The sequence below is a fragment of the Thalassovita sp. ABM4_323 genome, from assembly GCF_056158665.1.
This window is the reverse complement of record NZ_JBSWTS010000007.1, coordinates 2,906,958-2,920,785: the sequence shown is the minus strand read 5'-3', so window position 1 is coordinate 2,920,785 and position 13,828 is coordinate 2,906,958. Positions and strand designations below refer to the sequence as shown.

At 58.6% G+C, this 13,828-nt stretch carries 14 protein-coding genes, 1 tRNA gene and 1 pseudogene; 11 read left to right on the top strand and 5 right to left on the bottom strand.

Annotated features, from left to right (window positions below):
• Positions 1-9: 9 nt before the first annotated feature.
• A complete protein-coding gene (locus ACXADQ_RS16875; RefSeq protein ID WP_475323589.1) occupies positions 10-915 on the bottom strand; it encodes a LysR family transcriptional regulator in 906 nt (301 codons plus the stop codon).
• Positions 916-1,038: 123 nt separating this feature from the next.
• Here ACXADQ_RS16875 and ACXADQ_RS16870 point away from each other — a divergent pair, with 123 nt between their 5' ends.
• The 7 genes from ACXADQ_RS16870 (at position 1,039) to ACXADQ_RS16840 (ending at position 7,344) form a co-directional block, all read left to right on the top strand.
• A complete protein-coding gene (locus ACXADQ_RS16870; protein WP_475323585.1) occupies positions 1,039-2,091 on the top strand; it encodes a C4-dicarboxylate TRAP transporter substrate-binding protein in 1,053 nt (350 codons plus the stop codon).
• Between the two features lie 5 nt (positions 2,092-2,096).
• On the top strand, positions 2,097-2,612 hold the full coding sequence (locus ACXADQ_RS16865; RefSeq protein ID WP_475323583.1) for a TRAP transporter small permease subunit: 516 nt from the start codon (positions 2,097-2,099) through the stop codon (positions 2,610-2,612).
• Positions 2,609-3,919, top strand: a complete 1,311-nt coding sequence (locus ACXADQ_RS16860; RefSeq protein ID WP_475323580.1) for a TRAP transporter large permease — start codon at positions 2,609-2,611, stop codon at positions 3,917-3,919. The genes ACXADQ_RS16865 and ACXADQ_RS16860 overlap by 4 nt, the downstream gene beginning before the upstream one ends.
• Before the next feature lie 12 nt (positions 3,920-3,931).
• The gene (locus tag ACXADQ_RS16855; RefSeq protein ID WP_475323577.1) at positions 3,932-4,702 is read left to right on the top strand and encodes a cyclase family protein; all 771 of its coding nucleotides are present in this window, start codon (positions 3,932-3,934) and stop codon (positions 4,700-4,702) included.
• A gap of 3 nt (positions 4,703-4,705) precedes the next feature.
• A complete protein-coding gene (locus ACXADQ_RS16850) occupies positions 4,706-5,281 on the top strand; it encodes an OsmC-related (seleno)protein (protein ID WP_475323574.1) in 576 nt (191 codons plus the stop codon).
• Positions 5,282-5,296: 15 nt separating this feature from the next.
• On the top strand, positions 5,297-6,265 hold the full coding sequence (locus ACXADQ_RS16845; protein ID WP_475323569.1) for a fumarylacetoacetate hydrolase family protein: 969 nt from the start codon (positions 5,297-5,299) through the stop codon (positions 6,263-6,265).
• A gap of 350 nt (positions 6,266-6,615) precedes the next feature.
• Complete coding sequence (locus ACXADQ_RS16840) at positions 6,616-7,344, top strand: helix-turn-helix domain-containing protein (protein WP_475323565.1); 729 nt, start codon at positions 6,616-6,618, stop codon at positions 7,342-7,344.
• Here ACXADQ_RS16840 and ACXADQ_RS16835 read toward each other — a convergent pair.
• A protein-coding gene (locus ACXADQ_RS16835; RefSeq protein WP_475321747.1) for an IS3 family transposase occupies positions 7,339-8,498 on the bottom strand; the annotation gives its coding sequence in 2 pieces (ribosomal slippage) (positions 7,339-8,249 and positions 8,249-8,498; 1,161 coding nt in all). The genes ACXADQ_RS16840 and ACXADQ_RS16835 overlap by 6 nt on opposite strands.
• A 335-nt stretch (positions 8,499-8,833) precedes the next feature.
• Between ACXADQ_RS16835 and ACXADQ_RS16830 the strand changes: the two genes are divergently transcribed.
• Positions 8,834-9,676, top strand: coding sequence for a tyrosine-type recombinase/integrase (locus ACXADQ_RS16830; RefSeq protein ID WP_475323560.1), 843 nt, complete (start codon positions 8,834-8,836; stop codon positions 9,674-9,676).
• Positions 9,677-9,759: 83 nt separating this feature from the next.
• Here ACXADQ_RS16830 and ACXADQ_RS16825 read toward each other — a convergent pair.
• Positions 9,760-9,836 (bottom strand) — tRNA-Arg (locus tag ACXADQ_RS16825).
• Between the two features lie 92 nt (positions 9,837-9,928).
• Between ACXADQ_RS16825 and ACXADQ_RS16820 the strand changes: the two genes are divergently transcribed.
• Together ACXADQ_RS16820 and ACXADQ_RS16815 are read left to right on the top strand one after the other, a co-directional pair.
• Complete coding sequence (locus ACXADQ_RS16820; RefSeq protein ID WP_475323558.1) at positions 9,929-10,951, top strand: LacI family DNA-binding transcriptional regulator; 1,023 nt, start codon at positions 9,929-9,931, stop codon at positions 10,949-10,951.
• Positions 10,951-12,144, top strand: a pseudogene (locus tag ACXADQ_RS16815) (winged helix-turn-helix domain-containing protein). The gene ACXADQ_RS16820 and the pseudogene ACXADQ_RS16815 overlap by 1 nt, the downstream one beginning before the upstream one ends.
• On the opposite strand, the gene ACXADQ_RS16810 reads toward ACXADQ_RS16815, so the two are convergent.
• Together ACXADQ_RS16810 and ACXADQ_RS16805 are read right to left on the bottom strand one after the other, a co-directional pair.
• On the bottom strand, positions 12,141-12,815 hold the full coding sequence (locus ACXADQ_RS16810) for a winged helix-turn-helix domain-containing protein (protein ID WP_475326098.1): 675 nt from the start codon (positions 12,813-12,815) through the stop codon (positions 12,141-12,143). The pseudogene ACXADQ_RS16815 and the gene ACXADQ_RS16810 overlap by 4 nt on opposite strands.
• Before the next feature lies 1 nt (position 12,816).
• Positions 12,817-13,110 carry a hypothetical protein gene (locus ACXADQ_RS16805; protein ID WP_475323553.1) on the bottom strand — a complete coding sequence of 98 codons (294 nt, stop codon included), beginning with the start codon at positions 13,108-13,110 and terminating at the stop codon, positions 12,817-12,819.
• Positions 13,111-13,295: 185 nt separating this feature from the next.
• Between ACXADQ_RS16805 and ACXADQ_RS16800 the strand changes: the two genes are divergently transcribed.
• Positions 13,296-13,778 (top strand): hypothetical protein, encoded by a 483-nt coding sequence (locus ACXADQ_RS16800; RefSeq protein ID WP_475323549.1) that lies wholly within the window; start codon positions 13,296-13,298, stop codon positions 13,776-13,778.
• Positions 13,779-13,828: the final 50 nt, after the last annotated feature.

Genomic DNA, 13,828 nt, shown 5'->3' with positions numbered 1-13,828 from the left:
GGCAGTGTCCTACAGCGCCCGTCCAACCTCCATCATCAGATCGCGCAGCATCCGGGTTTCCGGGTCGTGTTGCTGCTTGGTGTTGGTGACCAGATATTCCTGCAGCGGCGGAACATCGACGGGGGGCTTCAGGAAGGTCATGCCGGGAATGGTCTCGAAGAACGGCACCAGCCGCTTGTGAATGGTCGCGATATTGCGTGTGCCCGGGATATAGTAGGGCAGCACCACGAAACTGGGCAGGGACGCTGCGACCTTGATCTCTCGGCCCTGTTTGTCCAGCCAGCGTTCGAAATGGCTTTTCCCGTTCATAACAAAGAAATCGGTCACCACCTGCGGCGAGGTAAAAAACGCTTCGGGATCAAGGCCGGTTTGCAGCAGCGGATTGTCCGAACACATCACGCATTGAAACGTGTCTTCATACAGAAGCTCTGCGTCATAGTCTTCGTTGGCCACGAAGCGAGGGGCAATAAAGAACTCGACCACGCCGCGATGAAACATGCTGATCGAGTCCTGGGTAAAAGGCACCACGGACAAGGTCACGCCAGGGGCCCGCTGCGCCAGAACTTTGCTGAGCGCGGAAACATACACGGCGGAAACATAGTCGGACGCAACGATTGTAAACCGGCGTTTGATCTGGGCCAGGTCCGTTTCAGCGCGCATCCGGGTCAGCGAACGCAGCTGCGCGATCATCTCGGGCACCAGATTTTCCAGCTCGGCGCCAAAGGGGGTCGGGACCATCTGTTGCCCGTCATAATACATGATCTTGTCGCCGAAATGCTGACGCGCGCGCTTTAGCGCACTGCTGAGTGCGGATTGCGTGATCAGCAACTCGGCCGAGGCCGTTGTGACATTGCGATGGCGCATCAGCGCCTCGATGGCGACCAAGAGGTTCAGGTCAAATTTCTCTAGATGCATGTGGGTAGTAATCAGATTTATCGCATCTATTTCAATTATTAATTTTCAAACTACCAAGATTTGCGACTAGGCTTTTGGCGAGGGACCGGGCGCAAAAGCCCGGCCACACACTGGGAGGAAATCATGAAATCCAAGGCACTTGGGGCTCTGGCCCTGATGATTGCGGCCACATCAGCCGCTGCGGACAATTTCAACGTGACCATCGTTGCGGGCCATCCGCCGATTTTTCGCTGGGTGAAACAGTTTGGCGTGGCGTTTGAACCCGCGGCCCGGGCCAAGCTGGAAGAGCTGGGTCACACACTGACCGTGTCGGGTCAGTATGGCGGCGCGATTGCTGGCGTCGGCGAAGAACTGGAAACGGTCGAGGCCGGTCTGGCTGAAATCGGGGCGTGCTCGTCGGTGTTCGAACCGGCCAAGCTGGCGGTGCAGAACGTCACCTACTATACCCCTTTTGTCAGCGATGATGCGCGTCAGGTGGTCGAGGTGATCCACGACATGCACAAGACCGACCCGCGCATGACCGAAGCCTATACCGACAACAACGTTGTCTATATCGGCGGTCCGTCCGCGATTGATGACTATCTGCTGATGACCAATTTCGAGATCAACTCGTTGGCCGATCTGGAAGGTCGTAAGATCGCAGCCCCTGGCCCGGCGATCAACTGGCTGGCAGGGACCGGGGCCGTTGGCGTGCAGGGCAACCTGACCACCTATTATAACGAGCTTCAGACGGGCGTGTATGACGGCGTGATCGTGTTCGCCTCGGCGGCGTTCCCGGGCAAGCTCTACGAGGTGGCGCCCTATGTGACCAAAATGGGTCTGGGGGCTCAGTTCGCGGGCTCGATGTGCGCCAACAAGGATTGGTGGGATGGGCTGTCCCCCGAGGTTCAGGCGGCCTTCAATGCGGGTGCCGATGCCGCGATGGATTGGTATCTGAGCGACCTTGAAGGCTTTGTTTCGCTGGCCCTGACCAAGATGGGAGAGGCCGGAGCCAAAATCAAAGACGCCCCCGACAGCGTGCGTATGGCCTGGGCGGAAACCATGCCAAACGCGGCCAAGGATTGGGCTGCGGGTCTGGATAAGCAGGGCAAGCACGGCACTGCGATCATGAAGGACTACATGGACCGGATGCGCGCCGGAGGGGCCACGCCCTTGCGGAACTGGGACCAAGAGTAAACCTGATGAAAAGCTTGTCCTTCACTTTGCGTTGCCTGGATAGGGCAACGCAGGGTGCCAACATTGTCGGCACGATGCTGATTGTCGGGCTGGTGCTGATCATCTGTGTTGACGTCATCGGCCGCGAAGTGGCGGGCAGCCCGCTGCCCGGGGTCCCAGAAATGGTGTCTCTCTCGATCGTCGCAATCGTGTTCCTGCAGGTGCCGCAAGCACTGAAAGCAGGGCGGCTGACCCGGTCGGACGGGCTGATCAATACGCTGCACACTCGGGTGCCGGGTCTGGCCAGGGTGCTCGAGATGCTGTTCGACGCCTTGGGGATCCTGGTGATCAGTGCGCTGATTTATGCCCATTGGCCGATGCTGCTGAAATCCATCAAACGGGCGGATTTTGTCGGCTCGGTTGGCAATTTCACCTTTCCCACCTGGCCGGTGAAGCTGATGATCCTGATCGGCTGTGTCCTGCTGGTTTTGCAATTCCTGGCGCGTATCCTGCGCCGCCTGATGCCGGAGCAACCCTCATGACTGATTTCGCCATTGGTCTTTTCAGTTTGGTCGCCATGGGCGGTCTGGTGCTGGGCGGGCTGTATGTGCCCATCGCACTGATCCTGTGCTCGTTCGTTGGAGTCTGGGCGATCAAGGGCAATGCCCTGCTGGCCACCAAGATGTTGGGTCTGGCGGCGAATGACGCGATCTCCAGCTATTTCTTTGGCGTTGTGCCGGTATTTGTTCTGATGGGATTCCTCGTGTCGGAATCCGGCATGGGACGCGATGCGTTTGATGTGGCCAACGCCATGTTCAAACGGATCAAAGGCGGTCTGGGTGTTGGCACCATTGCCGCGAACACGATCTTTGCCGCCATCACCGGGATCTCGATCGCCTCGGCCGCCGTGTTCACCAAGATCGCCGTGCCCGAGCTGCGTCGTCACGGCTATGGCACGCGTTTTTCGGTGGGTGTGGTCGCAGGCAGTTCGGTTCTGGGGATGCTGATCCCGCCGTCGCTGTTGTTGATCCTGTATGGCCTGTTGGCCGAGCAATCCATCGGAGACCTCTTCCTGGCGGGATTGGGGCCGGGGCTGGTGCTGGCGTTGTTTTTCGGGATCGGGACCGTGGCGATGGCCGTGTTCTCGCCGGGGTTCGTCGGGCGCAGCCTGAGTTTGGACTCCGAGGAGATTCCTCCGGCCGAGCTGCTGCGCAAGGGGCTGCCGATCGCGGGGCTGATTGCGTTGGTTCTGGGCGGTATCTATGCGGGCTTTTTCACCCCGGTCGAGGCCGGCGCCGTTGGAACCGCTGGCGCCTTGATCATCGGACTGGTGAAGCGCCGTCTGGACTGGGCCAGCTTGTGGCGCGTTCTGGTCGAAACCGGGATGATCACCGCAGCGATCTCGTTTTTGATCATCGCCGCGCAGATGTATTCGCGGATGCTGGCCTTTTCCGGCGTGCCCGCGGGCTTTGGCAATATGGTCGCCGGGGCAGATATCAATCTGCTAAGCTTGATGCTGCTGTATTGTCTGGTCGTTATCCTGATGGGGATGATCCTGGACAGCGGCTCGATCATGTTGATCCTGGTGCCGCTGATGCTGCCGGTGATCACCTCGTTGGGGGTTGATCTGGTCTGGTTCGGCATCGTGACGGTGATCGCCGTGGAAATCGGGCTGCTGACCCCCCCGTTTGGCATATCCGTCTATGTCATCAAAGCCACGCTGGATGACCCCGAGATTGCGCTGAAAGACATCTTTATCGGCGCGGCGCCCTTTGCGGCCATGATGCTGGTCTGTCTGGCGCTGGTCATTCTGTATCCCCCAATTGCTACCGGCCTGCTGGGCCGCTGATCGGAGACACCCATGCAACTTATTGATCTCGCTCGTCCGCTGGAGAATACCGAATATGCCGATCCGCCGGGTCTGGGCCCGCAGATCGAGTATACCAATCACCAGGAATTTGTCGGAGAGATGCTGAGCTTTTTCCCTGGTGTGACGCAGGACCAGTTGCCCGGTGGCGAAGGCTGGGCGCACGAACGTGTGTCGCTGACCACGCATAACGGCACCCATCTGGATGCGCCCTATCATTTTCATTCCACGATGGATGGTGGCAAGCGCGCGCTGACCATCGACGAAGTCCCGCTGGAATGGTGCTGGGGCAGGGGGGTGAAGCTGGATTTTCGTCATTTCGAGGACGGCTATGTCGCCACCGCCGCCGATGTCGAGGCCGAGCTGAAACGCATTGGTCACGAGATCGCAGATGGGGACATCGTACTGGTCAACACTGCGGCCAGCGCGGCCTATGGGACGCCATCTTATGTGGCGACGGGCTGCGGAATGGGGCGCGAGGCGACGAATTACCTGTCTTCGCGCGGGGTCAGGATCACCGGCACCGACGCCTGGAGCTGGGATGCGCCCTTTGTCTATACCGCGAAACGGGTGGCCGAAACGGGGGACACCTCGTTGATCTGGGAAGGCCACCGTGCCGGGATGGATCATCTGTACATGCACATGGAAAAACTGGGAAATCTGGAAAGCCTGCCCTCGACCGGGTTCGAGGTGATCTGTTTCCCCGTCAAAATCAAAGCGGCCAGTGCCGGCTGGTGCCGCCCCGTTGCCGTGTTGAAAGGATAAGTCATGGCCCAGATAGTCACCCGTGCGACCAACCCGGTTGGCGTCACCACCATGCCCGAATTTCCCCGGCCGGTGATCAGACCGGGCGAGCCGATCCGCTTTGCCTATGAGGTTGTTGCAGAACCGGGCGAGGGACAGAAAAAACGCGGGGTTATCCTGTCGCCGCGGGCCGATTATGGCTCGTGGGAAGTCATCTGCGACGAAGGCACCGGTATGGGAGGGGAGGACAGCGCGCCCTCGCCGCTGGGCTATCTGATCATGGGGGTGGCGTTCTGCCTGCTGACCCATATCCAGGGCTATCTTGAAAAAGCGCCCATGCAGATCGACAGTTTGCGGGTCGAAATACGGGCGGAATATGGCACCTTGCCCCCCGAACCGGATCAGGGCCAGCAAGGCCAGGGGATGTGTGACGCTTACAGCTGTCACGTGTTGATCCAAAGCCCAGAGCCTGACGAAAAACTGCAACATCTGATCTCGGTCTGTCGCGATGCCTGCATGGCCATCGCGACACTGACCACGGCTGTACCCACCACGACGCGCGTTTTCCTGAATGGCGCGACTGACGGGCAGCAGGTTTAACAAGGAAGCACAAACATGAAGTTCTGTACGATTGACAATGGAACGCCCGATGGGCGTGTCTGTGTCGTGTCCGCGGATGGCGCGCGCGTGCAGCCCGTGTCGGGCGCTGAAACAATGCAAGAGCTGTTGGAAAACTGGGAGTCTCTGGCCTCGGGGCTGGCGGCTCAGTACGAGGCCGTGAACGGCGGGGCAGGAGAGACCTTTGAGCAAAGCGCCGCTTGCTCGCCTTTGCCCCGAGCCTGGCAATGGCTGGATGGATCGGCCTTCGAAACCCATGCGCTGTTGTTGCAACAGGCCTGGGGGATGCCGGTGGTTGGACTGAACGAGCGGCCCTTGATGTACCAGGGGCTGTCGAATGAATTCCTGCCGCCGCACGGGATCGCGACCTTCCCTTCGGTGGCGGATGGTATCGACTTCGAAGGCGAATATGGCGTCATTCTGGATGCCGTCCCCATGGGAACCAAGGCCAGGGACGCCGCGCAATACATCCGTTTGGTGGTTATGATCAACGACTGGAGCCTGCGTGCGCTTGGCCCGGTGGAAATGGCCACGGGGTTTGGGTGGTTGCAGTGCAAACCTGCCTGCGCCGTCGCGCCCGTCGCTGTGACCCTGGACGAGCTGGGCCAGGCCTGGCGGAATGCGCGGGTCTGCCTGCCGCTGAACATCACCTATGACGGTGCCCAGTTCGGACGCGCAAATGGACAAGAGATGAAATTCGGCTTTGACGAGTTGATCGAACACGCCGCCTATTCCCGCAATCTGCCGGCAGGTACGATCCTGGGCTCGGGCACTGTGGCCAATTCGGGCTTTGCCGAGGTCGGTTCGAGCTGTATCGCTGAACGTCGTGCGATCGAAATGATTGCCGGTGACATGGGGGAAACCCCCTATATGCGCCATGGCAGCACCGTGGAAATGCGCGTTGCCGGTCTGGACGGCCAGGACCTGTTCGGCTCGATCCGGCAAAAGGTGCAGATCGTCGGCTGACACAGTTTCGGTCCGGACAGGATCAGCGTGTCCAGGGCCGATGAACAGACTGGCGACATACACAAATGGCGACCCCGGCAGAACACTCAAAGTTGCTGGAAATCTCAACGAAATCAACGTTGCCACCGGGACACAAACAGGTTTTTCGGTGCTTTAGAGAACAATGGGTTACCCCAGTGTCCGGGACACCGCTTCCAGTCATCCCTTAAGAAAAATCCCGGCTCGGCGGCCACCGAAACCGGGATCAAATCTAAAGCAAAAGCCTGCAGCTTTCACCGCCACTTTATTTCAAAACTTGGCGCAGAAGCAACCAACAATCAGGGCGACAAACCGATTCTAGGCGGTGTGTCATGAGTGTTCGGTTGACGCACAGTGGACTGCCAGACGACATCACGCCCTATCGACCGAAACTGTTGTTGCAGCAGGCGAAGGCTTCCTTAGGTCTTTCTCGCGGAGCACTGAAGTACCTTGAATTTGCCATAGATAATTGCCAGCCCTCTGACTTTCGGCAAGGCAGGATCTGCGCCATCTGGCATTCGCTAGAACGGCTTGCCCTCAACTTTGGAGTATCAAAACGGCAGGTCGGACGGTTCGAGGCGGAACTTGTTGAATCCGGTTGGATCAAGCGCACGTACCCAGAACGCAAAAGTCGCTCCGGCGAACGTGTTGATGGTGTTATAGAGCGCGCGGCGGGCATTAACTTGGCTCCCCTTATCGAGCAAGCGGAGTACCTTCGTTTGCTGGTCAGTCGCCAAATGCAGGCTAACGAAGATCACAAGCGGCTTCGCGAACACATTCAAGACCTCTTCCGGCAAATTCGAGAGCTCGGAAACGCTGATGCGAACGAGGCGGCAACCAAGATTTTGCCTCGCCGCCGCCCAACGGAGCTGAACGGCATTGAGGCTATGCAGCAGGTTGCCGAAGCACTCGAAGCCGTGGTTGCCGACTTTTCTTCTGTCGACGGTCAGCCAGAAATGGCTGACGGGTCAGACAAAAATGTCCGACTCATTACGAACAAAGAAAAGAAAAACAAAACCCGTATCGCTATGACCTGCCCCCCGAGGCTCCCTCATTCATAACGAGAGTCTGCGGGTCTGGTTTTCATAGTCTTGGTCGTCAATTTGGGCAAGCGCGCCGGACGCGGAGCTCTCAAATTGCTCAAGCGTTCGGCGCGCTTCTGCGGGCGTTTTGTTTCCGAGAGATGAGTGCGGCCTGACGTTGTTGTAGTCGTACCGCCAGAGCGCCAGTTTTCGACGCGCATCATCCAGACTTTCGAACATCTCTTCATTTAGACATTCGTCGCGCAAGCTGCCGTTGAATGACTCGATGAAGGCATTCTGCTGTGGCTTGCCCGGATCAATGTAGTGCCAGTCGACGCCGTTGTCGTTCGCCCATTTCAGGATTGCCCGGCTTGTGAACTCAGTCCCGTTATCGCTGACAATGCTGGCAGGCTTGCCATAGATACGCACAAGCGCATCCAACTCACGCGCAACCCGGGCACCCGAGATGCTGGTGTCGGCCATCAGGCACAGGTTCTCACGGCAGCAATCGTCATTGACGGCCAGGATGCGGAACCGGCGTGATGCCCCGAACGTGTCCGACAGGAAGTCCATCGACCAACGTTCGCCTGGCCTCAAAGCCTCTGGCATTGGTGTTCGAGACCCACGCGCCCGTTTCCGTCCACGCCGTCGCCGAACGCCCAGCTTCTCCTCGGTGTACAGCCGATACAGCTTCTTGTGGTTCATCACGTATCCTTCGCGCTCCAGCATCACGCCGATCCGGCGGTAGCCAAACCGACGCCGTTTGGCCGCGACGGCCTTCATCTCCTTGCGTATCTCAGGATTGTCCGGCGGGCGTTCACGCCGGACCGTCTTCGGATCGACACCGACAAGTCGGCAGGCCCGGCGTTGCGAGATGTCATGATCCCGCATCGCCCTGAGCGCTGCCTCTCGCCGCTCATTCGGCGTCGTCAACTCTTTCCCAGCAAATCCTTCAGCACAACGTTGTCCAGCATGGCATCGGCCAGCAGACGTTTAAGCTTGGCGTTCTCGTCCTCCATCGCCTTCAGCTTGGCCGCATCAGACACTTCCATGCCGCCATACTTGGATTTGAATTTGTAGAACGTGCCCTGGCTCAGGCCATGCTTGCGGCACACCTCCGCCGTCGGAATCCCGGCTTCTTGTTCTTTGATCATCCCAATGATCTGGGCTTCAGTGAAACGGCTCTTTCGCATTTGTTTGCTCCTTCAAGAGGTTGAGCAAACTCTACATTAAAGTGCGGGGGATTTCGGGGGGCAGGTCAGCGCGTATCAAGGGTGTGGGTCCCGAGGGTGTTGTCTTTGACTATCCTGATCGAGACGAAGCAAACCATAAGTGGGAAGGCCAGCCCTTCTCAGGAGATGCGGCATGAAAAAAACTGCCTTATCTACGTTCTAAATTGCGCCGAGGGCGTTGGTTTCACACATATCGTCGCGGCGATGCTGAACGGTCTCTGGGAGTCCATGGACTGCACCCGTCTGACCCGAAGGTCTTGGCCGCGTGGGCGGCCGAACACGCGCGTTGGCAGGAAATGCCACCGGATACCGAGACCCCAGAGACGGGAACATTTGCATGGGCCCTTGACTTATACATCTCAGGTAATACCGATTGGGCGAAATATGCAGAGGGTACACGCGCGGCTCGCTCTGCGATCTTTGCGCGTTACCGAAAGACGCAAGGTGCGCGCCCGGTCAAGACGATCACAGGCGAAGTCGTTGAACGCGCCCTGTATACCAAGGGCGGACACGGCGCGGTCAATGAGTACAAGGCGCTCAAGCCGGTCTTTGAGCACCTCCGTCGCCTGGGCTTCATCCGAAAAAATCCGCTAGTCGGGATCGAGTTAGATAAACCCAAGATTAAAGGCTTTCCTGTCGCCGACGCTGAAGACATTGCAGCCTTCCAAAAGTGCTGGCCAGTAGGCACGCGGGAACGCTTGATTTTTGATTTGGGCTTATACACTGGTGCGGCTCGAACTGACCTCGCCAAGCTAGGCCGAAAGAACATTAAAGGCGACCTGTTAGTTTATGAGCGCCAGAAAAGTGGTATCGTTGCGCGTGTGCCGCTTACGGCTGAACTTCGAGCCGCTATAAATCGGACCCCAGATATTGCTCCCGCCTTTATTCTTACCAATGCCGGTAAGCCCTTTAAGGCGACAAGTCTAGGAAATGAGTTCGGCGACGCAGCACGCGAAGCTGGCATAGCTTCTCGCCTTCATGGCCTTCGCAAGGCTTTCTGCATTTACTGGGCAGAAAATGACGCGACCACACACCAGATTGCGGCGATGGCTGGGCATATGAGCCTTTCTGAGGTAGAGCGTTACACGCGCGCTGCTGATCGTGAGCGAATGGTCAAGTTGCTGGTAGGAGTAGCCTAAAAATGGGACACACCCACCCAAAAGCGGGACGCATCCGCGTAACACACTGTAAAATATGAGGAAAAATCGTGGAATTAGCTAATTGGCGACCCCGGCAGGATTCGAACCTGCAACCTGCCCCTTAGGAGGGGGCTGCTCTATCCAGTTGAGCCACGGGGCCGCGTTCTTGCGTCATAGCTTGATGCACTCTCTTGAACAAGTGGTGGAGTTCGCGCTAACAATTGGAGAAACCAATTAAAGGATTTTGTGAATTTGAGCCGAGCTGATCACCGACCGCTGACACTCCGTGACGTTTCCGAAGCTTCGGGCGTGTCCGAAATGACCGTAAGCCGCGTGCTGCGAAACAGATCAGATGTCAGCCAGGCGACGCGCGAAAAGGTTCAACAAGCAGCCAAGCAACTGGGCTATGTGCCCAACAAGATCGCGGGGGCCTTGGCCAGCCAGCGGGTGAACCTGGTGGCCGTGATCATCCCGTCCTTGTCCAACATGGTGTTTTCCGAAGTGATGGCCGGAATCAGTCGCACGCTGGAAGACACCGGGTTGCAACCCGTTGTCGGCGTCACCGATTACAGCCCTGAAAAAGAAGAAAAAGTTCTGTACGAGATGCTGTCATGGCGTCCTTCTGGGGTGATCATTGCGGGGTTGGAACATTCCGATGCGGCGCGGGCGATGATGCGCGCGGCTGGCATCCCGGTGATCGAGATCATGGATGTTGATGGCGAACCCGTGGACACCTGCGTAGGGATTTCGCACCGTCGCGCGGGGCAGCAATTTGGCGAGGCGATCGTCGCCGCGGGCTATAAGCGTATCGGGTTCATGGGCACGAAAATGCTGATGGATCACCGCGCACGCAAACGCTTCGAAGGCTTCACCCAGGCGTTGGCCAAGGGCGGTGTCGAAGTGGTCGATCAGGATTTCTACTCGGGCGGGTCCGCGCTGGCCAAAGGGCGCGAGATGACCGAGGCGATGCTGGCGCGCAACCCTGATCTGGATTTCCTGTACTATTCGAATGACCTGATTGGCGCGGGCGGATTGTTGTATCTGACCGAAAAGGGCTATGACGTTCCCGGCCAGATTGGCCTGGCGGGTTTCAATGGCGTGGAATTGTTGCAGGGTTTGCCCAAGAAGCTGGCCACGATGGACGCTTGCCGTGCTGAAATCGGGGAAAAAGCCGCCCAGATCATCCTGGAACGGATCGAGGGCACCGGTGACAGCCCCAACCGTGTCGAACTGGAGCCCGTGATCTCGCGCGGGGACACGCTGCGCGACGGGTAATGGCTGTCCCGGTTTTGCCCAACGCTTTGGCGCGGCGGGTCTTTTTACAGAAACACTTGCTCTCGGGGCTCGAGCCCGGAAACGGGCGTGGTGCGGATTTGCTCTCGGTTATCCGGCGGCTGGGATTCGTGCAGCTGGACAGCATCAACACCGTGGCCCGCGCCCATGATCTGATCCTGTTTTCGCGCCGTCCGTCCTATCGGCCGCGCAATCTGGAGCTGCTGCTGGAGCGCGATCGCGCGATTTTCGAACATTGAACTCATGATGCGGCCGTTATCCCGACCGAATTTCGCCCCCACTGGCGGCTGAAATGCGCGGGGGATGCTGACCGCTTGCGCCGGCTCTACAAGAGATGGCAGCGCCACGAATTCGAACATCTGCTGGAAACGGTGCTTGGGCAGGTGCGCGAGCGCGGCCCGGTCTGTTCGGCGGATCTGGCCTCGGGCGCGGGGCGCAAAAGTGACGGATGGTGGGATTGGCACCCGGAAAAAACCGCGCTGGAATATTTGTGGCGCTCGGGACGTTTGGCGGTGGATCGGCGGGTCAATTTTCGCAAGTTCTATGATCTGAGCACGCGGGTCTTGCCCGCCGACGCCCTGTGCGATCCCGAGTGCGACACGGTGGAGTGGGCGTGCTCGGGTGCGCTGGATCGTTTGGGGTTTGCCACGCCGGGTGAACTGGCGGCGTTTTGGGATATGGTTTCGCCCGCACAGGCACGCGACTGGGCGCAGGCTGCATTGTCGGATGGCCGGGTGATCGAGGTGGATATCCAGGGCGTGGACGGCCGGTTGCGACGGTCCTTGGCATCTTTGCACTTGCCCGACGCAACGCCGCCCGAACCTCCGGGCCGCATCCGTGTGCTCAGCCCCTTTGATCCGGCCTTGCGCGATCGGACCCGGGCCGAGCGGCTGTTTGGTTTTTCTTACCGGATCGAGATTTTCGTCCCCGCAGCCAAGCGCCAATATGGCTATTATGTTTTTCCCTTACTGGAAGGGGCCCGGCTGGTCGGGCGCCTTGATATGAAAGCAGATCGGCGCAAAGAGGGCGCGACGCTGAACGTCACGCGGCTGTGGCCCGAACAAGGGGTGCGTTTTGGCAAAGGGCGCAGGGGGCGCCTGATCGCTGAACTAGAGCGAGTCGCGCGGTTTGCTGGATGTCAGGACATTGCCTTTGCGCCGGGTTGGGCGGACTAGAGCATCTTGATCACGGATTTATCGACCGACAGCATATAGCCCTTGCGCGCGATGTTTTTCACCAGCAGTTCCGAAACCATCTGATTGCCCAGCGTATCACGCAGGCGCTTGATGCGGGTTGCCCCGGCGCTTTCGTCACAATCGGTGGCCAGACGACCCGAGATCATCGCCTCGATTTCCGCGCCTGACAGAACGTCTTCGTCCATGCGGGCCTCGGCCAGAACCGACAGGGTCTCCATCGCGGCGCCGGTCAGCTTAAAGCCCATATTGTTCAGATAGACAGTGTTTTCATCCCTCGAGATCAGCAACGAGGACACCTGAATCCCGGCCTGCTCGATCTGCGCCATGCGCCGGTTCATGGACACCAAGGCAACCAGAAACACCAGCGCCGCGATCAGCATCCCGGTGGCAAAGACCAGCAGCACGAAAATCACCACGCGATAGCTGGCCAGCGTGTCCGAAAAGGCCGTTCCGGACTGGGCCAGGATTTCCAGCAGTTTGATTTCAGATGGCCCGGTCAGCAGATCATTTTCGATGAATATCCGTTCGACCCGCGCGTTAAACGCATTCGCATCGGGCAGGGTCAGGAACAGGACAACCGCCGCCACCAACAGGATGGCCACGATACAGGCGATGCCGAATACCACCAGGCGATTGCCCGAGCGTCGGATCTCAGAAGGCGAGGAAATACTGCCCGGCACTTGCTTTCCTTTCGTTCAGTCCATCCTGCCCGAAAACCGACAGAACATTCAGCAACACCCATCCCTGGCGGTCCAGACGCGCGGCCACTTCGGCGCGGGCGGATCCAGCATCACAGGCGCCATCCAACTGGATCACACCGTAGTGCAGACGCAAGGGATTGTCCTGTTTGGCCTTGTAGTCGGCGAAACAATTCTCATTCGCGAGGGCGGGCGAAACGGGTGTCAGCAACAGGGACACAAGCGTTATGGCAAGCAGTTTTCTCATGCCTACGACAATGCGCGCATGTCGTGCGTTATTCAATAACCAAAGGGGTTTGCGGCGTTTGATATCCGATATCAGGGGGGTGTTATTGAGCGATTTCACCGCCAAGAGCCAGGTTGGTGTCACACCGCCCAACGCCTCGAATCGCGATCGGGCCAGACATATGAACCCAACCGAGAGGATACCTCATGTCCCGCAAATTCATCGCCTCGATCCTGGCAGTCTCGATCGCCGTGACCGGTCTGACAGCTGCGCCCGCAAAAGCAGATAACGAGGATCTGTTCCGTTTCCTGGCGGGGGCCACTGCGCTGGTGATCATCGGCAAAGCCCTGGATAAGGATAGCAGCGCCAGCACCACACGTGAAATCCATGTGCGCCCTGGTCACGGTCACGGAGGCTATCGCGGGCCACATGATCGTCGCTATGATCCGCGCCCTGCACGCGACAGCCGCACCCATCGCTACACATTGCCCGGTCAATGTCGCAACAGCTTTTGGACCCCGGACGGCAAACAGCGCTATATGGACAATCGCTGCCTGCACAAGAATTATGGATACACTCAGGACCTGCCCAAGCGGTGCGAGATCACCTTCTATGACAAAAACGTTCGCAAGCGTGGATACTCGATCCGATGCCTGAAAGATAACGGGTATCGTATCGCGCGCAACTAAGCGCGCTGGCGGCCCGCTTCCCTTTCCGCGGGCCGCATTTTTCTTGAGCC

Coding starts and splice junctions, on each gene's coding strand:
- ACXADQ_RS16875 (WP_475323589.1), bottom strand. CDS start 915: ATGCATCTAGAGAAATTTGACCTGAACCTCTTGGTCGCCATCGAGGCG.
- ACXADQ_RS16870 (WP_475323585.1), top strand. CDS start 1,039: ATGAAATCCAAGGCACTTGGGGCTCTGGCCCTGATGATTGCGGCCACA.
- ACXADQ_RS16865 (WP_475323583.1), top strand. CDS start 2,097: ATGAAAAGCTTGTCCTTCACTTTGCGTTGCCTGGATAGGGCAACGCAG.
- ACXADQ_RS16860 (WP_475323580.1), top strand. CDS start 2,609: ATGACTGATTTCGCCATTGGTCTTTTCAGTTTGGTCGCCATGGGCGGT.
- ACXADQ_RS16855 (WP_475323577.1), top strand. CDS start 3,932: ATGCAACTTATTGATCTCGCTCGTCCGCTGGAGAATACCGAATATGCC.
- ACXADQ_RS16850 (WP_475323574.1), top strand. CDS start 4,706: ATGGCCCAGATAGTCACCCGTGCGACCAACCCGGTTGGCGTCACCACC.
- ACXADQ_RS16845 (WP_475323569.1), top strand. CDS start 5,297: ATGAAGTTCTGTACGATTGACAATGGAACGCCCGATGGGCGTGTCTGT.
- ACXADQ_RS16840 (WP_475323565.1), top strand. CDS start 6,616: ATGAGTGTTCGGTTGACGCACAGTGGACTGCCAGACGACATCACGCCC.
- ACXADQ_RS16830 (WP_475323560.1), top strand. CDS start 8,834: ATGCCACCGGATACCGAGACCCCAGAGACGGGAACATTTGCATGGGCC.
- ACXADQ_RS16805 (WP_475323553.1), bottom strand. CDS start 13,110: ATGAGAAAACTGCTTGCCATAACGCTTGTGTCCCTGTTGCTGACACCC.
- ACXADQ_RS16800 (WP_475323549.1), top strand. CDS start 13,296: ATGTCCCGCAAATTCATCGCCTCGATCCTGGCAGTCTCGATCGCCGTG.